General features: G+C 71.1%; 20 protein-coding genes and 2 tRNA genes. 17 read left to right on the top strand and 5 right to left on the bottom strand.

The window, feature by feature from the left end; translation table 11 throughout:
• Nucleotides 1-131: 131 nt before the first annotated feature.
• From gyrB to IEZ17_RS25955, 7 genes are all read left to right on the top strand, one after another.
• Nucleotides 132-2,129 carry a DNA topoisomerase (ATP-hydrolyzing) subunit B gene (gyrB, locus tag IEZ17_RS25985; protein ID WP_229852653.1) on the top strand — a complete coding sequence of 666 codons (1,998 nt, stop codon included), beginning with the start codon at nt 132-134 and terminating at the stop codon, nt 2,127-2,129.
• A 50-nt stretch (nt 2,130-2,179) separates the two neighbouring features.
• On the top strand, nt 2,180-4,804 hold the full coding sequence (gene gyrA / locus IEZ17_RS25980) for a DNA gyrase subunit A (protein ID WP_189304106.1): 2,625 nt from the start codon (nt 2,180-2,182) through the stop codon (nt 4,802-4,804).
• A gap of 14 nt (nt 4,805-4,818) precedes the next feature.
• Nucleotides 4,819-5,520: a DUF3566 domain-containing protein gene (locus IEZ17_RS25975; protein ID WP_189304104.1), complete on the top strand. Its 702-nt coding sequence runs from the start codon at nt 4,819-4,821 to the stop codon at nt 5,518-5,520.
• Nucleotides 5,521-5,607: 87 nt separating this feature from the next.
• Nucleotides 5,608-5,681 (top strand) — tRNA-Ile (locus IEZ17_RS25970).
• 229 nt (nt 5,682-5,910) lie between these two features.
• Nucleotides 5,911-6,045, top strand: a complete 135-nt coding sequence (locus IEZ17_RS42850) for a DLW-39 family protein (RefSeq protein ID WP_003958712.1) — start codon at nt 5,911-5,913, stop codon at nt 6,043-6,045.
• 189 nt (nt 6,046-6,234) lie between these two features.
• A complete protein-coding gene (locus tag IEZ17_RS25960) occupies nt 6,235-8,142 on the top strand; it encodes a vWA domain-containing protein (RefSeq protein WP_189304103.1) in 1,908 nt (635 codons plus the stop codon).
• Between the two features lie 120 nt (nt 8,143-8,262).
• Entirely contained in the window at nt 8,263-8,862 is a 600-nt protein-coding gene (locus IEZ17_RS25955) for a hypothetical protein (RefSeq protein ID WP_229852635.1), read from the top strand.
• A gap of 291 nt (nt 8,863-9,153) precedes the next feature.
• Here the strand turns inward: IEZ17_RS25955 and IEZ17_RS25950 are convergent, their stop codons facing one another.
• Together IEZ17_RS25950 and IEZ17_RS25945 are read right to left on the bottom strand one after the other, a co-directional pair.
• Nucleotides 9,154-10,560: a serine/threonine-protein kinase gene (locus IEZ17_RS25950; RefSeq protein WP_189304099.1), complete on the bottom strand. Its 1,407-nt coding sequence runs from the start codon at nt 10,558-10,560 to the stop codon at nt 9,154-9,156.
• 67 nt (nt 10,561-10,627) lie between these two features.
• Nucleotides 10,628-11,176 (bottom strand): helix-turn-helix domain-containing protein, encoded by a 549-nt coding sequence (locus tag IEZ17_RS25945; RefSeq protein WP_189304097.1) that lies wholly within the window; start codon nt 11,174-11,176, stop codon nt 10,628-10,630.
• 129 nt (nt 11,177-11,305) lie between these two features.
• Between IEZ17_RS25945 and IEZ17_RS25940 the strand changes: the two genes are divergently transcribed.
• Nucleotides 11,306-11,378, top strand: a tRNA-Ala gene (locus IEZ17_RS25940).
• 143 nt (nt 11,379-11,521) lie between these two features.
• Here the strand turns inward: IEZ17_RS25940 and IEZ17_RS25935 are convergent.
• A complete protein-coding gene (locus IEZ17_RS25935; protein ID WP_229852634.1) occupies nt 11,522-12,904 on the bottom strand; it encodes an MFS transporter in 1,383 nt (460 codons plus the stop codon).
• A gap of 92 nt (nt 12,905-12,996) precedes the next feature.
• Between IEZ17_RS25935 and IEZ17_RS25930 the strand changes: the two genes are divergently transcribed.
• Nucleotides 12,997-13,917 (top strand): LysR family transcriptional regulator, encoded by a 921-nt coding sequence (locus IEZ17_RS25930; RefSeq protein WP_189304095.1) that lies wholly within the window; start codon nt 12,997-12,999, stop codon nt 13,915-13,917.
• Between the two features lie 59 nt (nt 13,918-13,976).
• Here the strand turns inward: IEZ17_RS25930 and IEZ17_RS25925 are convergent, their stop codons facing one another.
• Complete coding sequence (locus IEZ17_RS25925; RefSeq protein ID WP_189304093.1) at nt 13,977-14,693, bottom strand: DUF5324 family protein; 717 nt, start codon at nt 14,691-14,693, stop codon at nt 13,977-13,979.
• Nucleotides 14,694-14,987: 294 nt separating this feature from the next.
• Between IEZ17_RS25925 and IEZ17_RS25920 the strand changes: the two genes are divergently transcribed.
• Together IEZ17_RS25920 and IEZ17_RS25915 are read left to right on the top strand one after the other, a co-directional pair.
• The gene (locus IEZ17_RS25920) at nt 14,988-15,515 is read left to right on the top strand and encodes a peptidylprolyl isomerase (protein ID WP_189304091.1); all 528 of its coding nucleotides are present in this window, start codon (nt 14,988-14,990) and stop codon (nt 15,513-15,515) included.
• 112 nt (nt 15,516-15,627) lie between these two features.
• Entirely contained in the window at nt 15,628-16,536 is a 909-nt protein-coding gene (locus tag IEZ17_RS25915; protein ID WP_189304089.1) for a rhomboid family intramembrane serine protease, read from the top strand.
• Between the two features lie 244 nt (nt 16,537-16,780).
• Here IEZ17_RS25915 and crgA read toward each other — a convergent pair whose 3' ends face one another.
• Nucleotides 16,781-17,035: a cell division protein CrgA gene (gene crgA / locus IEZ17_RS25910; protein WP_043265204.1), complete on the bottom strand. Its 255-nt coding sequence runs from the start codon at nt 17,033-17,035 to the stop codon at nt 16,781-16,783.
• A 177-nt stretch (nt 17,036-17,212) separates the two neighbouring features.
• Here crgA and IEZ17_RS25905 point away from each other — a divergent pair, with 177 nt between their 5' ends.
• The 6 genes from IEZ17_RS25905 (at nt 17,213) to IEZ17_RS25880 (ending at nt 21,978) form a co-directional block, all read left to right on the top strand.
• Nucleotides 17,213-17,983 (top strand): DUF881 domain-containing protein, encoded by a 771-nt coding sequence (locus tag IEZ17_RS25905; RefSeq protein WP_189304087.1) that lies wholly within the window; start codon nt 17,213-17,215, stop codon nt 17,981-17,983.
• Nucleotides 17,984-18,021: 38 nt separating this feature from the next.
• Entirely contained in the window at nt 18,022-18,714 is a 693-nt protein-coding gene (locus tag IEZ17_RS25900; protein ID WP_189304085.1) for a class E sortase, read from the top strand.
• Between the two features lie 81 nt (nt 18,715-18,795).
• Nucleotides 18,796-18,972 carry a hypothetical protein gene (locus IEZ17_RS25895; protein ID WP_189304083.1) on the top strand — a complete coding sequence of 59 codons (177 nt, stop codon included), beginning with the start codon at nt 18,796-18,798 and terminating at the stop codon, nt 18,970-18,972.
• On the top strand, nt 18,969-19,625 hold the full coding sequence (locus IEZ17_RS25890; RefSeq protein ID WP_189304081.1) for an aminodeoxychorismate/anthranilate synthase component II: 657 nt from the start codon (nt 18,969-18,971) through the stop codon (nt 19,623-19,625). Before IEZ17_RS25895 ends, IEZ17_RS25890 begins: the two co-directional genes overlap by 4 nt.
• On the top strand, nt 19,622-21,178 hold the full coding sequence (locus tag IEZ17_RS25885; RefSeq protein ID WP_189304079.1) for a class E sortase: 1,557 nt from the start codon (nt 19,622-19,624) through the stop codon (nt 21,176-21,178). Before IEZ17_RS25890 ends, IEZ17_RS25885 begins: the two co-directional genes overlap by 4 nt.
• 26 nt (nt 21,179-21,204) lie before the next feature.
• Complete coding sequence (locus tag IEZ17_RS25880) at nt 21,205-21,978, top strand: class E sortase (RefSeq protein WP_189304077.1); 774 nt, start codon at nt 21,205-21,207, stop codon at nt 21,976-21,978.
• The last annotated feature ends 19 nt before the right edge of the window (nt 21,979-21,997 follow it).

Raw genomic sequence — 21,997 nt, 5'->3', positions numbered from 1 at the left:
CGCGGAACATGTCGAACGACGAGCCGCTCCCGCCTGTCTTCCCAGGGGTCCTCCCCGCAGGTGCGGAAGGGCTCGTGCTGTGCCAGAAAGGGCGCTTCGTGGCCGACTCCGGCGACCTCAACGAGAACAACATGGCTTCTACCGAAGAGGGGGTTCCCGCAGGTGCCGTGGGCGACTCCTCGGTGGAGAAGTCGTACGACGCCAGCGCGATCACCGTCCTCGAAGGCCTGGACGCGGTTCGCAAGCGCCCCGGCATGTACATCGGCTCGACGGGCGAGCGCGGTCTGCACCACCTCGTGTACGAGGTCGTGGACAACTCGGTCGACGAGGCGCTGGCCGGGCATGCGGACACCATCGACGTGACGATCCTGGCCGACGGCGGTGTCCGCGTCGTCGACAACGGCCGCGGTATCCCCGTCGACATCGTGCCGTCCGAGAACAAGCCGGCCGTCGAGGTCGTGCTGACGGTGCTGCACGCCGGCGGCAAGTTCGGCGGCGGCGGTTACGCGGTCTCCGGTGGTCTGCACGGCGTGGGCGTCTCCGTCGTGAACGCGCTGTCGACGCGGGTGGCCGTCGACGTCCGCCGGGACGGCTACCGCTGGGCGCAGGACTACAAGCTCGGTGTGCCGACCGCGCCGCTGGCCAAGCACGAGGCCACCGAGGAGTCCGGCACCTCGGTCACGTTCTGGGCCGACGGCGACATCTTCGAGACGACCGAGTACAGCTTCGAGACGCTGTCCCGGCGCTTCCAGGAGATGGCGTTCCTCAACAAGGGTCTGACGATCGCGCTGAAGGACGAGCGCACGGACCACGTGGACGAGGACGGCAACCCGCTCTCGGTGCGGTACCACTACGAGGGCGGCATCGTCGACTTCGTGAAGTACCTGAACTCGCGCAAGGGCGAGCTGGTGCACCCGAGCGTGATCGGGGTGGACGCCGAGGACAAGGAGCGGATGCTCTCGGTCGAGATCGCGATGCAGTGGAACACCCAGTACAGCGAGGGTGTCTACAGCTTCGCGAACACCATCCACACCCACGAGGGCGGCACCCACGAAGAGGGCTTCCGCGCCGCGCTGACGGGTCTGATCAACCGCTACGCCCGCGACAAGAAGCTGCTGCGCGAGAAGGACGACAACCTCACGGGTGAGGACATCCGCGAGGGTCTGACGGCGATCATCTCGGTCAAGCTCGGCGAGCCGCAGTTCGAGGGCCAGACCAAGACCAAGCTGGGCAACACCGAGGCCAAGACCTTCGTCCAGAAGGTCGTGCACGAGCACCTCACCGACTGGCTGGACCGCAACCCCAACGAGGCCGCGGACATCATCCGCAAGGGCATCCAGGCGGCGACGGCGCGGGTCGCGGCCCGCAAGGCGCGCGATCTGACCCGCCGCAAGGGGCTGCTGGAGACGGCGTCGCTGCCCGGCAAGCTGAGCGACTGCCAGTCCAACGACCCGACGAAGTGCGAGATCTTCATCGTCGAGGGTGACTCCGCCGGCGGCTCGGCCAAGTCCGGCCGCAACCCGGAGTACCAGGCGATCCTCCCGATCCGCGGCAAGATCCTCAACGTCGAGAAGGCCCGGGTCGACAAGATCCTCCAGAACAACGAGGTCCAGGCGCTGATCTCGGCCTTCGGCACCGGAGTCCACGAGGACTTCGACATCGAGAAGCTCCGTTACCACAAGATCATTCTGATGGCGGACGCCGATGTCGACGGCCAGCACATCAACACCCTGCTGCTGACCTTCCTGTTCCGCTTCATGCGTCCGCTGGTCGAGGCCGGGCACGTCTACCTCTCGCGCCCGCCGCTGTACAAGATCAAGTGGGGTCGCGACGACTTCGAGTACGCCTACTCCGACCGCGAGCGGGACGCGCTGATCGAGCTCGGCAAGCAGAACGGCAAGCGGATCCGCGAGGACTCCATCCAGCGGTTCAAGGGTCTCGGCGAGATGAACGCCGAGGAGCTGCGCATCACGACCATGGACACCGACCACCGTGTCCTCGGCCAGGTCTCGCTGGACGACGCGGCCCGCGCGGACGACCTGTTCTCCGTGCTGATGGGCGAGGACGTCGAGGCACGCCGCTCGTTCATCCAGCGCAACGCCAAGGACGTCCGCTTCCTCGACATCTGAGCCCTGTCGGCCCGAACAACAGCCGCAGCTCGAAAGGACTTTGAACCACCATGGCCGACGAGAACCCCCCCGTGACCCCTGACGGCGTGACCGCCGAGGGCGCGCCCGCCACCATCGAAGGCGTCGGGATGCGCGTCGAGCCCGTCGGGCTCGAAACGGAGATGCAGCGCTCCTACCTCGACTACGCGATGTCCGTCATCGTGTCGCGTGCGCTGCCCGATGTGCGCGACGGCCTCAAGCCGGTGCACCGCCGCGTGCTGTACGCGATGTACGACGGCGGCTACCGCCCCGAGAAGGGCTTCTACAAGTGCGCCCGCGTCGTCGGCGACGTCATGGGTACGTACCACCCGCACGGCGACACCTCCATCTACGACGCGCTGGTCCGCCTCGCGCAGCCGTGGTCGATGCGGATGCCGCTGGTCGACTCCAACGGCAACTTCGGTTCTCCGGGCAACGACCCGGCCGCGGCCATGCGGTACACCGAGTGCAAGATGGCCCAGCTGTCGATGGAGATGCTCCGGGACATCGACGAGGAGACCGTCGACTTCCAGGACAACTACGACGGCCGCAACCAGGAGCCGACGGTCCTGCCGTCCCGCTTCCCCAACCTGCTGATCAACGGCTCGGCCGGTATCGCCGTCGGTATGGCCACCAACATCCCGCCGCACAACCTCCGCGAGGTCGCGGACGGTGCGCAGTGGGCGCTGGCCCACCCGGAGGCGTCCAGCGAGGAGCTGCTGGACGCGCTGATCGAGCGGATCAAGGGCCCGGACTTCCCCACCGGCGCGCTGGTGGTGGGCCGCAAGGGCATCGAGGAGGCGTACCGCACCGGCCGCGGCTCCATCACGATGCGCGCGGTGGTCGAGGTCGAGGAGATCCAGAACCGCCAGTGCCTGGTGGTCACCGAGCTGCCCTACCAGGTCAACCCGGACAACCTCGCGCAGAAGATCGCCGACCTGGTCAAGGACGGCAAGATCGGCGGCATCGCGGACGTCCGCGACGAGACCTCCTCGCGTACCGGCCAGCGGCTGGTCATCGTCCTCAAGCGGGACGCGGTCGCCAAGGTCGTCCTCAACAACCTCTACAAGCACACCGATCTCCAGACCAACTTCGGCGCGAACATGCTCGCGCTGGTCGACGGGGTGCCGCGCACGCTCTCCCTGGACGCGTTCATCCGCAACTGGGTCACGCACCAGGTCGAGGTCATCGTCCGCCGGACGAAGTTCCGGCTGCGCAAGGCCGAGGAGCGGGCGCACATCCTGCGCGGTCTGCTCAAGGCGCTGGACGCCATCGACGAGGTCATCGCGCTGATCCGGCGCAGCGAGACGGTCGAGATCGCCCGCGAGGGCCTGATGGGCCTGCTGACCATCGACGAGATCCAGGCGAACGCGATCCTGGAGATGCAGCTGCGCCGGCTGGCCGCCCTGGAGCGCCAGAAGATCACCGCCGAGCACGACGAGCTCCAGCGCAAGATCAGCGAGTACAACGCGATCCTGGCCTCCCCGGAGCGGCAGCGCCAGATCATCAGCGAGGAACTGGCCGCGATCGTCGAGAAGTTCGGCGACGACCGGCGCAGCAAGCTGGTGCCCTTCGAGGGCGACATGTCCATCGAGGACCTGATCGCCGAGGAGGACATCGTCGTCACCATCTCCCGTGGCGGCTATGTGAAGCGGACGAAGACCGACGACTACCGCTCGCAGAAGCGCGGCGGCAAGGGCGTCCGGGGCACCAAGCTCAAGGAAGACGACATCGTCGACCACTTCTTCGTCTCCACCACCCACCACTGGCTGCTGTTCTTCACCAACAAGGGCCGGGTCTACCGCGCCAAGGCGTACGAGCTCCCGGACGCCGGGCGGGACGCGCGGGGCCAGCATGTGGCCAATCTGCTGGCCTTCCAGCCGGACGAGCAGATCGCGCAGATCCTGGCGATCCGCGACTACGAGGCGGCGCCGTACCTGGTCCTCGCCACGAAGGCCGGCCTGGTCAAGAAGACCCCGCTCAAGGACTACGACTCGCCCCGCTCCGGCGGTGTGATCGCGATCAACCTGCGCGAGCGGGAGGACGGCACGGACGACGAGCTGATCGGCGCCGAGCTGGTCTCGGACACCGACGATCTGCTGCTGATCAGCAAGAAGGCGCAGTCGATCCGGTTCACCGCGACCGACGACGCGCTGCGCCCGATGGGCCGGGCCACGTCGGGTGTGAAGGGCATGAGCTTCCGAGAAGGTGACGAGCTGCTCTCGATGAATGTGGTCCGGGACGGTACGTTCGTCTTCACGGCGACCGACGGCGGCTACGCCAAGCGCACCGGGGTCGACGAGTACCGTGTCCAGGGCCGTGGCGGCCTGGGCATCAAGGCCGCCAAGATCGTCGAGGACCGGGGTTCGCTGGTCGGCGCGCTGGTCGTCGAGGAGTCGGACGAGATCCTCGCGATCACGCTCGGCGGTGGCGTGATCCGAACGCGGGTCAACGAGGTCCGGGAGACCGGCCGTGACACCATGGGCGTCCAACTGATCAACCTGGGCAAGCGCGATGCCGTCGTCGGCATCGCACGGAACGCCGAGGCCGGCCGGGAAGCCGAAGAGGTCGACGGGCCCGAGGGGGCCGACGAGACCGGTGCGGCGGATGAGGCCGCGCCCGTAGCGGCCGAGGGCGAGCAGCCCGCGGCGGAGTAACCGAGGAGTAGGTCGTGAGTGGAGCCACGGGCGCTGCGGCGGGCGGACCGGGAGTCGGCAAAGACTCCTCGTCCGGACCCGCAACCGTGACGGAAGACAGCGCCCGTGGCTCTGCCATGTCCGAAGGCACACGGGACGACGGTGCCCACGAGGGGGGAACCATGACGGATACCCGACAGCCCCAACCCCAACCCCAGCCGCAGGCCCGCACCGGTGGCCAGGTGAACCCGCAGGGCGGCGCACAGCAGCCGTACCAGCCGCCTCAGGCGTACCGCACGGGTGGCGGGCAGGACGGAGCCGGGCAGGCGGTGCGCAAGCCGCGTACGGGCGCCAGCACGGCCCCGAGGACGCGCAAGGCCCGGCTACGGGTGGCGCGTACCGACCCGTGGTCGGTGATGAAGGTGAGCTTCCTGCTGTCCATCGCGCTGGGCATCTGCACGGTCGTGGCGGTGACGGTGCTGTGGATGGTGATGAACGCGATGGGCGTCTTCTCCACCGTCGGCAAGACGATCAGCGAGGCGACCGGCTCGGCGGACGGCGGCGGCCTCGATCTCCAGTCGTTCCTGTCGCTGCCGCGGGTGCTGCTGTTCACCTCCGTCATCGCGGTGATCGACGTGGTGCTGGCGACCGCGCTGGCCACGCTCGGTTCGTTCATCTACAACCTGTCCGCCGGCTTCGTCGGCGGGGTGGAGCTGACGCTCGCGGAGGACGAGTGAGCCCTCGGCGGGCGGCGTTCCCGAGGCCGCGGGAACCGATTTTGGGAACGCCTCTGAAGTGCGCTAATCTTTCGGTGCAGCGAACGAGCGGCTATAGCTCAGACGGTTAGAGCGCTTCCCTGATAAGGAAGAGGCCCCAGGTTCAAGTCCTGGTAGCCGCACCGCACCATCGGCCCGGCCGGAGACTTCTCCGGCCGGGCCGATGCGTTATCCGGGGCAGTGGGAACCCGAGATGCGGGCGATTCGTTGTACAGGGGCGGAAGTTGGGGCTCTTCGGTACCCGCGGACGAGGTGTTGCCGAGTGCGGGCTAGATAACCGATCGGTATCGGCCGGTGTGTATCATCGGCCGACATAGGGTCCCCTACGTCAACGAAAGACGAGGTCGCGCGGTGAAGAAGCTTCTCCTGGTCGCACTGGCCGCCATCGGCGGGCTCCTCGTGTACCGCCAGATCCAGGCGGATCGCGCCGAGCAGGATCTGTGGACGGAGGCGACCGACTCCGTGCCCGCAGGTTCGGGTGTGTGAGACCACACGCACAGCACAGTTTGCAGGGACCCCGGTTGCCGATGGGCAGCCGGGGTTTCGTGCGTCCGGGGGCAGGGGAGGCAGGCCGGTGAGTTTGCTATCGCACATCATTGGATTGCAGTGGCAAAGTGGATGTCCGTGACGGTGGTGTCCGTGATGTGATCGGCGGGACGCGAGGGGGACGACGACATGGCACGACGACCATGCCGCGGAGCGGTGGCGGCGCTCGGAGGGCTGTTGCTGGCCCTCACCGCGGCGGTCCTCCCGGCCGCGGCGGCACCGCACACGGCGCCGGTCGCCGAGGGTGGCGGCATGATGATGGTGCTGGACTCCTCCGGCTCCATGGCCGGGAGCGACGGCGCCGGAAGCACCCGGATCGCCGCTGCCCGCAGGGCGATCGGCACCGTCGTCGACGGGCTGCCGGACGGCTATCCCACCGGTCTGCGGGTCTACGGCGCCGACAAGCCCAAGGGGTGTGACGACACCCGGCTCGCCCGGCCCGTCGCCCCGCTGGACCGGGACGGCCTCAAGCGCGCCGTCGCGGGCGTCACGCCCAAAGGGGACACCCCCATCGGGCTGTCGCTGAACAAGGCCGCCGCGGACCTCCCCCGGCCCGCCGACGGCGGCACCGGCAAGCGCACGATCCTGCTGGTCTCCGACGGCACGGACACCTGCCAGTCGCCGCAGCCCTGCCAGGTCGCCGCCCAACTCGCCGCGTCCGGTGCCGATCTGCACATCGACACCGTCGGCTTCCAGGTGGCGGGCCAGGCCCGCGCGCAGCTGGAGTGCATCGCCAAGGCCGGCAACGGGCAGTACTACGACGCCCCGGACGCCCGGGCGCTCTCCCGCCAGGTGCAGCGGGCCGGTCAACTCTCCGCGGCCGGCTACCGGTTCAGCGGGAAGCAGGTCCGGGGCACGGCCGACCGGCAGAGCGCGCCGCTCATCGCGCCGGGGCAGTACCTGGACAGCATCGGCCCCAACGAAGAGCGGTACTACGCCACCAACCTGGACGCGGCGTCGGCGGCGGACTTCTCGGCGACGGTGGTCCCGCAGCCCGGCGCGGCGATCGACTCCCCGGACGCGCTGCGCACCAAGGTCGTGTACGGAGCGGACGGTTCCTGCGAGTCCACCTCGGCGATGTTCGGGCAGCGCGAGGGAGCCGCACCGCTGACCTCGGCCGTCAGCCGGATCCCGTCGCAACGCGGCACCAAGAGCTGTGACAAGGCGGGCCGGTACTGGCTGGTCGTCGAGCGCACGGCGGCCAAGGGCTCGGACGCCGCGCGCTGGCCGCTGGAGCTGACGTTTCACGTGGAACATCCGCTGTCGAAGGGCGTCACCCCCGCCCCGTCCGAGCCGGACTACGGCGCCGGCGGCAAGGACGCCACGCTGCCCACCACCGCCCCCGAGGCGGTCTCCGGCGGCACCGGCTTCAACGACGCCCGTCCGCTGCACCAGGGCGTCTGGCGGGACAGGATCCTCCCGGCCCAGACGCTCTGGTACAAGGTGCCGGTGGGCTGGGGCCAACAGCTGCGCTACGACGTGGAGTTCGCCAACGAGCCCAAGGCCAAGGGCGCTGTCACCCCGACGTCCTTCGGCAGCACCCAGGTCTATACGCCGTACCGGGCGCCGGTCGGCAGCGGCACCGGTCAGTTCACACAGCAGGCGCCCTACAACGGGCGGGTGGCGTCGCTGAAGATGGGGACGGTGCCGGTCTCCTGGACCAACCGCTACGAGACCCGCCCCAACGTCACCCCCGTCCACGCCAACGGCGACTTCTACATCGCGGTCACGCTGGGTGCCAGAGCCGCCCAGATCAGCGAGAACCCGCAGATCGGGGTGGTGCTGCGGGTCGCCGTCCTGGGCAAGGAGAAGGCCGGACCGGAGGCCGGTGCGGTGGCCGTCAAGAGCAGTGCCGTGGACGGCGGTTCGGGGTCCGCGGCCGGCTCCGGCGGATGGCCCGCGATCCGGGTGGCCGGGGTGTCCGTCGGTGTGGTGGGCGTGCTGCTGCTGGCCGGCCTCGGGATGTCGTACGTCTGGGCCCGCCGTAAGCCGCGGCCGGCCGGTGCGGGGTCGGATCCGCGGAAGAGCGGTTCGTAGCGAGGCGGGCGGCGGGTCCAGGGCTCGCGGCCCTGGCGGCGCTGGCCGTGGTGGCGCTCGCGCCGGGCACGGTGGGCGTGGCCGCGGCCGACGGCGTACCGGGCTATGCGAGGGCGCCCGGTGGCACGGCGGTCGGGGGCGGCGCGGACACCTGCCACGGACTTCGTGGCGAACGCCTTCGGGCTGCGCGTCTACAACCCGGCGCGCGGCGTGGTAAGTGACGGCGGCTTCGTCGCGTACAGCGGAAAGCCGGTCACCACCGGGGAGTTCAGCGCGCCGGTGGCCTACGGCAACCGCTTCGCCTCGGACGACACGGTCCGCGCCATGCGCTTCGCGGGCCGGTACTACGTGGCGGTGACCCTCGACTCCGGTGCCGCCAAGCACTTCCCGCAGGGCGCCGACCTCACCCTCCGGGTGGACGTCCGGGGCACCCCGCAGGCCGGTCCGGGATACGCCGGGCCCGCCGGCGACTTCGACGTCACGCCCGGCGACGGGGACGGCACGGGCCGGACCGCGCGGACCAACGGCACCCTGATGCTCGTGGCGTACGCCGGGATCGGCACCGGGGTGGTGCTGCCGGCGGGGCTGGGTGCCTGGACGGTGGTCGCGCGGCGCGGGGCCGCGGCCACGATCGCGCAGGGACCCGGCGAGGCCCCGTCCGCACCGCGGGACCGGCTGCCCGCCCCCTCGTCCCCGGTGGACCAGCAGCCGACGCAGTAGTCGCCGCGGCGGCCCCGACCGTCCCGGGACGGCCAGGGCCTGTCCGAGGGGTCAGGGGCGGGCCCTCGACGCTCCCCCAGCCACCGCTGGGCGGTGCCCCCAGGCACGGGGCACCGCGCCGCGTTGCCGAACCGTCCCCGTAGCTTTGCTGTCGAGCCGCTCCGGCGCCTGCGCTCCGCCTCGGCTCCTGGCACGGTCACCGGAAGCCGAGCCGCACCGCACCGGACGCCGGGCCTTTTCGACCCCGGCCCACCGCGGACAGGCCCCGGGGACTCCCCGGCAGGACCGGCGTCAGGCGCCGAGCAGCGCCCAGATGCCGACCGCGATGCACAGCAGCGCCACGATCAGCACCGGGACCGCGACCTTCGGGGGCGGTCCCGGTCTGCGGTCCGGGACGGCGGAGCGCGGCGCTGCCGGGGCGCCCGGGGGAGGCGTCACCGGAGCGGGGGCGGCGCCCGGCGGCTGGCCGGGGAGCGGGGGCTGCCCGGCGGTGTACGGGCGGGTCGCGGACGCCTCCGGGGGGCCGGCGGCCGGCGGCTCGTAGCGGGGCATCGGGGCCGGGGTCCGCGGCGGGGTGCTCGGCGGGGCCGGGATGTTCCGGGCCGGCGGCGGTCCCGGCGGCATCGGGGTCGGGGTCGGCGGGGTGCTCGGCTGCGGCGGGATCTGCGGCTCCGGCGGCGCGAGCTGGAAACTCCCGGTGCCCGACAGGGAACGCGGCCCGGGGGTCGGGTCGCCGGCCCCTGAGGTTCCGCCGGTTGCGCCGGTCCCGGCGGCGGCCACGGTCGTGCTGCCGGTCGCGCCGTCGCCGCCGGCGGAGCGCAGCGGCCCGTCCGGCCCGAACCCGGCGGGGAGCGGCCCGATGTGGTCGAAGACCTCGACGACCTCGTCCTCGATCGTCGCCTCGGGCAGCAGCTCGGCCGCCGCCAGCAGCGCCTTCCGGGCCCCGGTCGCGGTCTTGAAGCGGGCGTCCGGATCCGGGTGCACCAGTGAGGCCAGCACCTGCCACAGCGGTTCCGGTACGCCTTCGGGGGCGTTCGGTATGCCGTGGTCCGCGAAGTGCCGGATCAGCGCCTCCGCGTCCGGCTTGACGCCGGTGAGCAGGGAGAGCGCGACCAGCCCGGCCGCGAACAGGTCGGCGGGGAAGTCCGGTTCGGCGCCCAGCATTTGCTCGGGTGCGAAGTAACCGGGCGTGCCCACCACGTAGTTGGTCTCCGTGAGCCGTGGCTCGCCCTTGCGCATCGCGATGCCGAAGTCGGACACCCGCAGATGGGGGCGGCCGGTGCCGGTCGCCTCCAGCAGGAGGTTCGCCGGTTTGATGTCGCGGTGCACCACGCCCTCGGCGTGCACGGCGGTCAGCCCGGCCAGCAGCTGGTCCATCAGGGTGCAGACCATCCGCGGCGGCAACGGGCCGTAGTCGCCGGACAGATGGGCCAGCGAGCCGCCGTGCACCAGGTCCATGGTGAACAGCACCTTGTCGTCGTCCGCGGCCCAGCTCGCCGGGGCCAGCACATGGGGGTGATCGATCCGCAGCGCCTGTTCGCGGACGAAGCGCAACAGCGTGTGCGCATCGCTCTGCTGGAGCACTTTGGCCGCCACGTAGCGGCGGCGCCGGTGGTCCCAGGCGCGCCAGACCGCGCCCACTCCGCCCCGTCCGATCGGATCCACGAGCTCGTACCGACCGGCGAAGATCTCACCCATTGCGCCCCGTCCGCTTCTGGATCACGAGTCTCCTGCGACCGACTCTCGGCTGGCCAACGCTCCCCGGCTAACTCTGGTGCGCCTCGTAGTGGGCGACCGCGTCCGCGGTGCGGCCGGCACCGTAGACCCTGAGGAACTCTGCCAGTTCGGGATGCGTGGGGGCGAGGGTGGTCGCCGCCTCGATGATGTCCCCGGCGTCGGAGACCGACCGCAGCAGCGACTGGATCTCCCGCACCACCCGGCGCACGGTGGTGGCGCCCGTGGAGGACGTGGTCTGCGAGGTGTTGTTCAGCACCGAGCCGCCCGCCGTCTTCTTGATCTCTTCCATCCGGTCGGTGGCCTCGGCGGCGCTGACGCTGCCGTCCGCGACCTGGCCGGCCAGCTCCTGGAGCGCCTGGACCCGCTGGACCACGGCCGGGTTGCCTATCTTGGCGCGCTGCCCGCTCATCAGCTGGGACAGCATCGGCGCGGACAGTCCGAGCACCGAGGCCAGCCGGGCCTGGTTGAGCCCGAGGTCGTCGATCAGCCGGCGGAACAGCGCGCCCAGAGGTTCCCCGTACCAACTGCGCTGGAGCTCCCGGGCCCGCGCGGTGGCTTCCTGCTGTGCTGCGTCCATGCCGTCTCCCCAGTCTCCCCGATCGCGCTTCGCTGCCGCGAATCTCGCGAAGCATCCTACGGAGAGCCACGGTGTGCGGCGATACCCGGTCGGGAAAGCACCCCGACACCGGGTACCCTGTTCCGCGAAGGGGCCTTAGCTCAGTTGGTAGAGCGCTGTCTTTGCATGGCAGATGTCAGGGGTTCGACTCCCCTAGGCTCCACCGGATAAACCCCTCCGACCTGCAAGAACGCGGTCGGAGGGGTCTTTTTGTGCCGTCTGCGCCTTCCATGCCTCCTATGACTTCTGTGCCCTCTGCGCCCTCTGTGTCGCTTTGCGGGGCCGGGCGGCGGGTGGCCTGCGCCGTCACCGGCGGGCGGTGGCACCCGCGCGGAAGATCAGCAGCGCCGCGGCCGACCCGATGACGACGAGTACGCCGCCCGCGCCCGGCAGGCCGCCCAGGGTGCCGAGGACCGCGACGCCGAGCGCCGAGCCCGCCTGCCGTATGCCGTTGAGGGCGCCCTGGCCGGTCGCGGCCAGTTCGGCCGGCGCGGCGACGGCCATCTCGGCGGCGGCGCCGGGGATGGAGAGGGTGCCCGCGGCGGCGAGGGCGAGTTCGGCCGCGACGATCAGGGGGAGCGGGGCGTGCCCGTTGCCGGCGAGGAGCAGCAGCACCCCTGCCAGCGCGGTGGCCGACATTCCGGTCAGCAGCACCGGGCGGGCCCCGTGCCGGGCCACCAGCCGGCCGGTGAAGAAGGGCATCACGCACACCGGGAAGGTGAGCGGCAGCGACGCCAGGCCGGCCGCCAACGGGGAGAGCCCGTAGGCGTGCTGGAGCCGGACGGCGAGCAGGTACATCCCGCCGAAGAAGGCGAAGCAGGACACCGCGGCGGCCAGCATGGCGGCCCGCACCCGGGGCAGGGCCAGCAGCGCGGGCGGCAGTACGGGGGCGGCGGCACGGCGTTCCACGGCGGTCAGTGCGGCGAAGGCGAGCAGCGCACCGGCGATCGGCCCCCAGGCGGGCGGTGCCGCCCAGCCCTCGATGCCCGCCTCGACCAGGCCGAAGGTGAGCGCGGCGAGCGCGGTGGTGGACAGCAGCAGCCCGGGGCGGTCCAGGGCGCGCAGGGCGTTGCCGGCGGCGCGGGCGGGCGGTGCCGGGAGCCGGCGGGCGAGCAGCAGGGCGGCGAGGGCGATGGGCGGGTTCACGAGGAACACCAGCCGCCAGCCGCCGAGTTCGATCAGCCCGCCGCCCAGTACGGGTCCGGCCGCGGCGCCGAGTCCGCTCAGTGCGGCCCACGCCCCGATGGCGCGGGTGCGCCCGGCCGGGTCCGGGCTGAGGGCGATCAGCAGCGCGAGCGAGGCGGGGACCAGTCCGGCGCCGGCCGCTCCCAGCAGGGCCCGTCCGGCGATCAGCGACCCGGTGTCGGGCGCCGCGGCGCACAGTACGGACAGCGCGGCGAAGGCGGTGAGGGCGAGGACGTAGACCCGTCGCGCACCCCACCGGTCGGCCAACACGCCTGCCGCGAGCAGCAGTCCGGCGAAGACCACGGTGTACGCGTCGACGGCCCAGGGGAGTGCGGCGGCGGCCGGGTGGAGGGAGCGCTGGAGGTCGGGAACGGCGACGTTGAGGATGGAGGTGTCCAGGAGGACGAGCAGGTTCCCGGCGGCGATCCCGGCGAAGGCGAGCCGGGACCGTACGGGCGCCGGCGGTGCGGCGTCGGCGCAGCGCGCCATGGCATCGGTGGTCATGGCAGAAAGGTGGCCCGGTGGGCCCGGGTCCGGCGACGCCGCACTCTCGATGGCCCCATCGGAATGTCCGATGGCGAGGGCATGCTGGTGGGGTGGACTCCCGTTATCTGCGTGCCTTCGTCGCCGTCGCCGATCACGGCGGAATATCCGCTGCCGCCCAGGAGTTGGGCTATGCGCAGTCGAGCGTGAGCGCACAGCTCAAGCGCCTGGAGGCGGAGCTCGGCGCGAGCGTGCTGGTCCGTGCCGGCACGGGCACGACGCTCACCGACGCCGGACGGCGGCTGCTGCCCCATGCCCGTGAGGCGCTGGAGCTGGAGGAGCGGATGCGCCGGGCCGCGCTCGGCGACCGGCCCAGGCTGCGGATAGGCGCCCAGGAGTCGCTGGCGCACGCCTGGATGCCGGAGGTACTGGTCGCGCTGGAGTACGGCGCCGGCGCCTCCGGCACGGGCGTCGACGTCGAGCTGACGGTGGGAAGCCGCAGCCTGGTGGAACGGGCCTTCGGCGCGGGCGAGTTGGACGTGACGTTCCAGTACGACAACGGGGTGCGTGCGCTCGGCCCGCACGCGGTCATGGGCCATGACCGCACGGTGCTGGTGGCGTCCCCCGGCCATCCCCTGGCCGGGAGCGCGCAGGTGAGGCCGGATCAGCTGCTGGCGTACGACTTCCTGGTCGCCGAGCCGGGCTGCACCTCCGAGATGCTGGTGGACCGCTTCGGGCGCGACCTGCTCGCCGGGGCGCACCTCTCGATGATCACCGGCTCGCTGTCCGCGCTGCTGCGGCTGACCGGGCACGGCCGCGGTGTCTCGCTGCTGCCGGAGCTGGCGGTGGCGCGGGAGCTGGAGACCGGCGAACTGGTCGCGCTGCGGCTCACCGAACCGCTCCGCCCGGTCAGCATCCTCGCCCAGTGGCGCCCCCGCCTCGGCCTCGCCGAGCGCCCGCTGCACGCCCTCCTCGACGTGGCCCGGCGCGCCGACCCGCTGCCGGCCGCCGGGCGCCCGGCAGAGGTGTCCTGAGGGCCGTACGCCACCGGGCCGCGCCCCCGTGAGGGAGCGCGGCCCGGTGGCGGTGCGGATCAGGCGGTGCCGCCGCCCCGTTCGCCGTCGTCGGTCTCGGCCTGCTTGGCCTGGACCTCGGGGTCGAGCGGGGCGCCCTCGCTGCCGTCGACGGCGCTCAGATGGCCGCGCTCACCGACCTCGGTGGGGGCCGGCGGCTCGACCAGCCAGTCCGGGTTGGCCTGCTTGTCCCACCACTTCCAGGCGGCGACCGCCCCGGCCACCACGATGCCCAGCAGCGCCAGCCGCTTGGCCGCCCTGCCGCAGGCGGCCCGGCGGTGCTGCTTCTTCTGGAGCTTCTCGATCTCCGCGGCGGTCACCTGGCCGCGGAGCGCGGCGAGCGCCGCGGTGCCCCGGGCGAGCGCCTCCTCGCGCACCGGCTCGGCCGCCGCACGGGCGCTGTCCACGGCGTACTCCAGCCGCGGGGCGGCGTAGTCGGCCGCCTGGCGGGCCGCCTTGCGGGTGCGGCAGGCCGCCCGGGTCGCCGCCGCGTCCACCTTGGGCGGCAGCGCGCCGCGGGCGTGCTCGATACGCGGGTGCAGATGGGCGTCGTACTGGGAACGGGCCTGGTGCGCCGCCTCGGCCACCACCGGCGCCAGCCGCGTACGGGCCTCGGATGCGTACTGGACAGCGGCGTCCTTGGCCGTACCGGCATAGGGAGCCACCACCTCCGCTGCATGCCGCACGCTGTCCCTGGCGGTGCCGGTCGCGGCGCGCACGCTGTCCTTGCGGGTCACGGGGATCCTCCTCCTCGGCGGTGTGTCCGGGTTGCGGGGGCTGCTCCCCCGTTGCTGCTCTGTCGCCTGTCCACCCGATTGACGAGCATGCCCGCTCGGGCGTCGTACGGCATGTGCGAGCGGGCATCCGGGTCATTGGGGACCTTCCGGAGCCTTGTGACGACAATGCCACGCTGCGTCGCATCGTGCGCAAGAAATGAGTACGAACACCGTCAAGAGGTGGCGGCCGGGCGCTCGGCGGGCGCTTCATGCGAGGATCAGGGACCGTCAGTGAAGACTTATGGAAGGTAGATCGTGGCTGAGCAGCTCTACGCCACCCTGAAGACGAACCAGGGCGACATCGAGATTCGGCTCCTGCCGAACCATGCACCGAAGACGGTCAAGAACTTCGTCGAGCTCGCCAACGGCGAGCGGGAGTGGACCCACCCGGCGACCGGCAAGAAGTCCACCGACCGGCTGTACGACGGCACCGTCTTCCACCGGGTCATCAGCGGCTTCATGCTCCAGGGCGGTGACCCGCTGGGCAACGGCACCGGCGGTCCCGGTTACGAGTTCGCCGACGAGTTCCACCCCGACCTGGCGTTCAACAAGCCGTACCTGCTGGCCATGGCCAACGCCGGTCCGGGCACCAACGGCTCGCAGTTCTTCATCACCGTCGCGCCGACCGCGTGGCTGACCGGCAAGCACACCATCTTCGGCGAGGTCACCAACGACGCCAGCAAGAAGGTCGTGGACGCCATCGCCAACACCCAGACCAACCCGCGCACCGACCGTCCGGTCCAGGACGTCGTCATCCAGTCGGTGGTCGTCGAGACCCGCTGAGGCGCGTCTTGTGCCCCGGCAAGGTCCGGGGGAACCATTACGCCCCGCCCGGTCGTACACCGGGCGGGGCGGTGTGTTCACGCGCTCAGGCGAGAAAGAGGACGAGGGGACCATGGACCAGGTGCCAGGCAGCCCGCAGGAGCCGCAGGACGCGCACGGCCGGGACGGCCGCTCCGGCTGCTACCGCCATCCGGACCGGACGACCGGCATCCGGTGCACCCGCTGCGACCGGCCGATCTGCCCGGAGTGCATGGTCAGCGCCTCGGTCGGCTTCCAGTGCCCGGACTGCGTACGCAACGGCGGCGGCACCGGCCACGCGCCGGGGGCGAGTGCGCCGCGCACGATAGCGGGCGGCACGGTCACCGCCGACCCGCGGCTGATCACCAAGATCCTCCTGGGCATCAACGCCGCCGTCTTCGTCGCGGTCCTGGCGTCCGGCAGCGGCCTGGTCGACCGGCTGGACATGCTCGGACTCGCCCTCGACCCGAGCCGTTACCAGCTCGTCGGCGTCGCCCACGGCGAGTGGTACCGCCTGCTGACCGCGATCTTCCTGCACCAGCAGATCCCGCACATCGCCTTCAACATGCTCTCGCTGTGGTGGCTGGGCCCGCCCCTGGAGGCGGCGCTCGGCCGGCTCCGCTACATCACGCTCTACCTGCTCGCCGGCCTCGGCGGCAGCGCTCTGACGTACCTGCTCGCCGCGCAGAACCAGCCCTCGCTGGGGGCGTCCGGCGCGATCTTCGGGCTGCTGGGCGCGACGGCGGTGCTGATGCGCCGGCTGCGCTACGACATGAAGCCGGTGCTGATCCTGCTCGGCCTCAACCTGGCCTTCACGTTCCTGTGGCCGAATATCGCCTGGCAGGCGCATGTCGGCGGGCTGGTCGTGGGAGCCGCGGTGGCGTTCGGGATGGTGCACGCGCCGCGCGACCGCCGGACGCTGGTGCACGCCGGGACGTGTGCGCTGGCGCTGCTCGCGATCGTCGCGGTGGTGTGGGTACGGACCCTTCAGCTGGTGGGCTGAGGTCCGTACCCACACCATCGGGCGACGTTGTCCACAGTGCGTGGCGGATCTTGTGCATGCTGTGCGGAAGATCCCCCCGGACCCCGTCGGCCTGCGTTTCCCCAGGAAGGACAGGGGGAGACGCAGACCGTGGACGGCTACCACCGGTCACACCGGCGTCAACCTCCCGAAGGTTATCCACAGATCTTCTGAAGTTTTCCCCGGCTGTGGATAACTGTGTGGATGGCCTTGGGCAGGGCTTGCGCTACTTCCACTGCGTGGAGATACCGAAGCCCACCGCGATGAAGCCGAAGCCGCACACGATGTTCCAGTTGCCCATCGCCTTGATCGGGAGATCGCCCTCGGACACGTAGAACAGCACGATCCACGCCAGGCCGATCAGGAACATCGCCAGCATCAGCGGCGCGACCCAGCCACGTCCTGAGTTCATCTTCAGGGCGGTGGTCTTCGCCGGCGGCGGCGTGAAGTCGTCCTTCTTGCGGATCCGTGACTTCGGCACGAGGAACTCTCCTGTCGATGTGCTGCTCCCCCGCTCTCCACGGCGAGCGGGCGGTGCCCCCATCCGTGCGGGGGCGGTACGGAACGGGAGCCAGGGGGCGGACACGGTGGGAACGGATTCCTTCCCGGGCGTCCGTTAGCGTAGTGCTTCCGCGGCGTCGTAAGGAGTAAGGGTACGTTGAGCAATTCCGCTGACTCCTCCGGGCGTCCGGCCCGACCGCGGCTGCGACCCGTCCGGCTCCTCACCCTCGTCGTCTTCGCGCTCGCCGGGCTGATGTTCTGGCTGAGCTTCGACACCGCCCGCGGCACCAATCTCCGCTCCGACGACTCGATGCTGCGGCTGTCCGACCTCATCCAGGAACGCAGCCACAAGAACGGCTCCCAGGACGACCGCAACGCCACCCTGCGCGCGCAGGTCGACGGGCTGGCCCGGCGCGACACCAGCAGCTCCACGACCGAGCAGGCCAAGCTCAAGGCACTGGAGAAGAGCGCCGGCCTGGACCCGCTGTCCGGCCAGGGCGTGACGGTCACGCTCATGGACGCCCCGCCGAACGCCACCGCCAAGATTCCCGGCATCCCCGAGCCGCAGCCCAACGACCTGGTCATCCACCAGCAGGACCTCCAGGCCGTGGTGAACGCCCTGTGGCACGGCGGCGCCAAGGGCATCAAGGTCATGGACCAGCGGCTGATCTCCACCAGCGCGGTCCGCTGCGTCGGCAACACCCTGATCCTCCAGGGCCGCGTCTACTCCCCGCCGTACAAGATCACCGCCGTCGGCGACCGCGATGCGCTCAACCGGGCGCTCACCGCGTCCCCCGCCATCCAGAACTACCTCCAGTACGTCAACGCCTACGGCCTCGGCTGGAAAGTCGACCAGCACGAGGCGGTGACTCTTCCCGGCTACTCCGGCACAGTGGATCTCCACTACGCACAGCCTGTGAAGCCGTAACCCGCACCCCGCGGGGCGGCGGGGAGGGGCGGGTCCGGATGACGGTGCGGTGGATCGTACGGACGGCCAGCGAAATCTGCGTCACCGCCGGCACGCTGATCGTCCTCTTCGTCGTCTACCTCCTCTTCTGGACCGGCATCCGGGCCGACAGCGCGATGGACGGCGAGATCGGCAGACTCCAGGACCAGTGGTCGGCGGGCCCACCCGCCGCCTCCGCCGGCAGGTCCGCGGCCCCGCCCGCCGCCGAACCCCGCCCCTACGAACCCGGCAAGCCCTTCGCCGTCATGTACATCCCGCGGCTCGGGACGGACTGGGCCAAGCCCGTCCTGCAAGGCACCACCACCGGCGTCCTCCAGCGCGGCCTCGGCCACTACGACCGCACCGCCCGGCTCGGCGAGACCGGCAACTTCGCCGTCGCCGGCCACCGCCGCACCTACGGCGACCCCTTCAAGGACTTCCCCGAACTCCGCCCCGGAGACGCCGTCGTCCTCACCGACGGGACGACCTGGTTCACCTACCGCATCGACAACCGGCCCTATACGACGCTGCCCGCCGACATCGGCGTGATCGACCCCGTACCGCAGAAGTCCGGCTACCGGGGCCCCGGACGCTATCTGACCCTGACCACCTGCGAGCCGGAGTGGGGACACAGCCACCGGCTGATCGCCTGGGCCCACCTGGATTCCACCCAACCCGTCGAGCAGGGAAGGCCATCGGCTTTGACCGGCTGACCCACCTGCCCACGGCCTCTCCCCTTACTCTGGTGTCGAATCGACATCGTCAACGGGCATCGGCAAGGGGACAGCGACAGCATGTACGGCTGGATCTGGCGGCATCTGCCGGGCAACACGTGGGTGAAGGCGCTGATTTCACTGGTGCTCGTGCTGGCGGTCGTCTTCGTGCTCTTCCAGTGGGTCTTTCCGTGGGCGGAGCCGCTGCTCCCCTTCAATGACGTCACTGTCGACCAAGGGATGGCAGGCACCCGATGACCGCACGCATTCTCGTTGTCGACAACTACGACAGCTTCGTCTTCAACCTCGTCCAGTACCTCTACCAGCTCGGCGCCGAATGCGAGGTGCTGCGCAACGACGAGGTCGCCCCGCGCCACGCCCAGGACGGCTTCGACGGCGTACTGCTCTCCCCCGGGCCGGGCACCCCCGAACAGGCCGGGGTCTGCGTCGACATGGTCCGGCACTGCGCGGACACCGGCGTCCCGGTGTTCGGTGTCTGCCTGGGCCTCCAGTCGATGGCCGTCGCCTACGGCGGTGTGGTGGACCGGGCGCCCGAGCTGCTGCACGGCAAGACCTCCCCCGTCCTGCACGAGGGCGCCGGCGTCTTCGCCGGGCTGCCGTCGCCCTTCACCGCCACCCGCTACCACTCCCTCGCCGTCGAGCCGGACACCGTCCCCGACGTGCTGGCGGTCACCGCCTGGACGGAGGCCGACGAGGCCCCCGGCGGCCGGATCATCATGGGCCTGCGGCACCGTGAACTCCCGGTGGAGGGCGTGCAGTTCCACCCCGAGTCGGTGCTGACGGAGTGGGGACACAAGATGCTCGCCAACTGGCTGGTGGAGTGCGGCGACGAGGGAGCGGTGGGGCGTTCGGCGGGGCTGGCCCCGGTGGTCGGCAAGGCCGGCGCGTGACCGCGCTGCGCCCCGAGCGTGACGGCAGATCCTACGACCCGTACGAGCCGGAGCGGCCGTACGGGGCGCAGGATCCGTACGGGCCGGGAGAGCCCGACGGGCACCCCGATGCGTTCGAGGCGGCGGTCGGGCGGCTCCGCGACCCGCTGAACGACCCCCTGCCGGGCCGGGCGGCGACATCGCTGCCGGGACCGTACGAGCAGGAGCAGCAGGCACCCCGGACCGACGAGGGGCCGGGCTCCCCCTGGTTCCGGCCGCACCACGAGCCGCCCGCCCAGCCCCGGCCGCCGGCCCGGACCGAGCCCCCGCCGCCGGCCCAGCCCCAGTCGCGGCCGGCTGCCCGGCACCGGAAACCCAGCCCCGAGGACACCCCGCACACCCCGCCCGCCCCGCGCCGTCCGCAGTCCTACGGTCCCGAGCGCGACGACTACGGGCAGGTCAACGGCGGCCTCGGCGGCGGCAGTTACGCCGCGCGGACCGAGCCGATACCTCCGCCGTTCACGGTCGCCGAGGCCCTGACGGCGCCGCTCCCCACGATTCCGCCGCTGGTCCCGAGACCCGCCGCGCCCGCCGTTCCCGGGCCGCAGCGGGACGAGGAGACCATGGCCCTGCGCCAGGCGGAGCGCGACCGGGACGCCGTTTCACGTGAAACCGACGCCACCGCGGTGGTTTCACGTGAAACCGAGACCGCTTCGGCGCCAGGAGGCCGAGCGGCCCGGCGCAAGGCCGCTCAGGAGGCCACCCGGCGGGGTGGCCGCCACGGCCGCCACGGAGGCGGGGCAGCCGCTGCCGCCGCTGCCGCCACCGCGTCCGCCGCCGAATCACCCAAGGCCCCCCTGACCCGGGTCGAGGCCCGCCGCGCCCAGCGCGCCGCCAAGGAGAGCCCCAGCCTGATCGCCAGCCGCGCACTGGGCGAAGTGTTCATCACCCTCGGCGTGCTGATGCTGCTGTTCGTCACGTACCAGCTGTGGTGGACGAACGTGAGGGCCAACGAGGAGGCGGGCGGCGCCGCCAACACGCTCCAGCAGCAGTGGGACAAGGGCGGCGGCGAGAAGAAGAACCTCGCGGTCGGTGAGCGCTTCGGGATCATGTACATCCCCAAGCTCGATGTGAAGGCCCCGGTCGCCGAGGGCATCGACAAGACCACGGTGCTGGACCACGGCATGATCGGCCACTACGACGCCAGCAGCGGGGTCAAGACGGCGATGCCGTGGGACCCGAAGGGCAACTTCGCGGTCGCGGCCCACCGCAACACCCACGGTGAGCCGTTCCGGTACATCAACCGGCTCACCAAGGGCGACAAAATCGTCGTGGAGACGCAGAGCGCGTACTACACGTACGAGATGGAGAGCGTCCTCCCGCAGACGTCCCCCAGTAACACCAGCGTGATCGGTCCGGTACCGCCGGGTTCGGGATTCACCGGTCCGGGTCGCTACATCACCCTGACCACCTGTACCCCGGAATTCACCAGTACCTTTCGAATGATCGTCTGGGGCAAGATGGTCGACGAGCGACCGCGGAGCAAGGGCAAACCGGAAGCGCTCGCCGGCTGAGCGAAACCAAAGAAGGGTGCGACGCGGTGACTGCCAGCGGAATCGACCAGGACAGCGACCGGTCCGCGCGGTCACCGAACCCGCGCCGGAGGTGGGCGGTCGTCGCCTCCGCCGTCAGCGTCATCGGTGAGCTGCTGATCACGGCCGGCGTGATCCTGGGCCTGTTCGTCGCCTACTCGCTGTGGTGGACCAACGTCCTCGCCGACCGCGAGTCGCACAAGCAGAGCGACCAGATCCGCAAGCACTGGGCGGCGGCGCCGCCCGCCGGCCCCAAGGGGCCGGGGGAGCTGGACACCAAGGACGGCATCGGCTTCCTGCACGTACCGGCGATGGACAACGGCGAGGTGCTGGTCAAGAAGGGCACCGACACCGACGTCCTCAACGAAGGCGTCGCCGGCTACTACACCAAGCCGGTCAAGTCGGCGCTGCCGCAGGACACGAAGGGCAACTTCACCCTCGCCGCGCACCGCGACGGCCACGGCGCCAAGTTCCACAACATCGACAAGGTCAAGGACGGCGATCCGATCGTCTTCGAGACGAAGGACACCTGGTACGTCTACAAGGTCTTCGCGACGCTGCCGCAGACCTCGAAGTACAACGTGAGCGTCCTCGACAAGGTCCCCGCGGAGTCCGGCAAGCACGCGGCGGGCCGCTACATCACCCTCACGACCTGCACCCCCGTCTACACCTCGGACTACCGCTACATCGTCTGGGGCGAGCTGGTGCGCACCGAGAAGGTCGACGCGGACCGCACGCCCCCGAAGGAACTTCCCAATCGTGATGTCAAGCCGCCAGCGTGACGGGGGGTGAAGCATGGAA

Origin of the sequence: Streptomyces albospinus (assembly GCF_014648695.1) — a bacterium.
GTDB lineage: Bacteria > Actinomycetota > Actinomycetes > Streptomycetales > Streptomycetaceae > Streptomyces > Streptomyces albospinus.
Note: the sequence above shows the minus strand (reverse complement) of the source record. Positions and strands in the feature narration are given on the sequence as shown.

What these genes read in the sequence shown, in the direction of transcription:
- IEZ17_RS25935 (WP_229852634.1), bottom strand. Translation starts at nt 12,904, where the DNA reads ATGACCACCGATGCCATGGCGCGCTGCGCCGACGCCGCACCGCCGGCG.
- IEZ17_RS25900 (WP_189304085.1), top strand. Translation starts at nt 18,022, where the DNA reads ATGACGGTGCGGTGGATCGTACGGACGGCCAGCGAAATCTGCGTCACC.
- IEZ17_RS25960 (WP_189304103.1), top strand. Translation starts at nt 6,235, where the DNA reads ATGGCACGACGACCATGCCGCGGAGCGGTGGCGGCGCTCGGAGGGCTG.
- gyrA (WP_189304106.1), top strand. Translation starts at nt 2,180, where the DNA reads ATGGCCGACGAGAACCCCCCCGTGACCCCTGACGGCGTGACCGCCGAG.
- IEZ17_RS25945 (WP_189304097.1), bottom strand. Translation starts at nt 11,176, where the DNA reads ATGGACGCAGCACAGCAGGAAGCCACCGCGCGGGCCCGGGAGCTCCAG.
- IEZ17_RS25895 (WP_189304083.1), top strand. Translation starts at nt 18,796, where the DNA reads ATGTACGGCTGGATCTGGCGGCATCTGCCGGGCAACACGTGGGTGAAG.
- IEZ17_RS25950 (WP_189304099.1), bottom strand. Translation starts at nt 10,560, where the DNA reads ATGGGTGAGATCTTCGCCGGTCGGTACGAGCTCGTGGATCCGATCGGA.
- IEZ17_RS25890 (WP_189304081.1), top strand. Translation starts at nt 18,969, where the DNA reads ATGACCGCACGCATTCTCGTTGTCGACAACTACGACAGCTTCGTCTTC.
- gyrB (WP_229852653.1), top strand. Translation starts at nt 132, where the DNA reads ATGGCTTCTACCGAAGAGGGGGTTCCCGCAGGTGCCGTGGGCGACTCC.
- IEZ17_RS25915 (WP_189304089.1), top strand. Translation starts at nt 15,628, where the DNA reads ATGGACCAGGTGCCAGGCAGCCCGCAGGAGCCGCAGGACGCGCACGGC.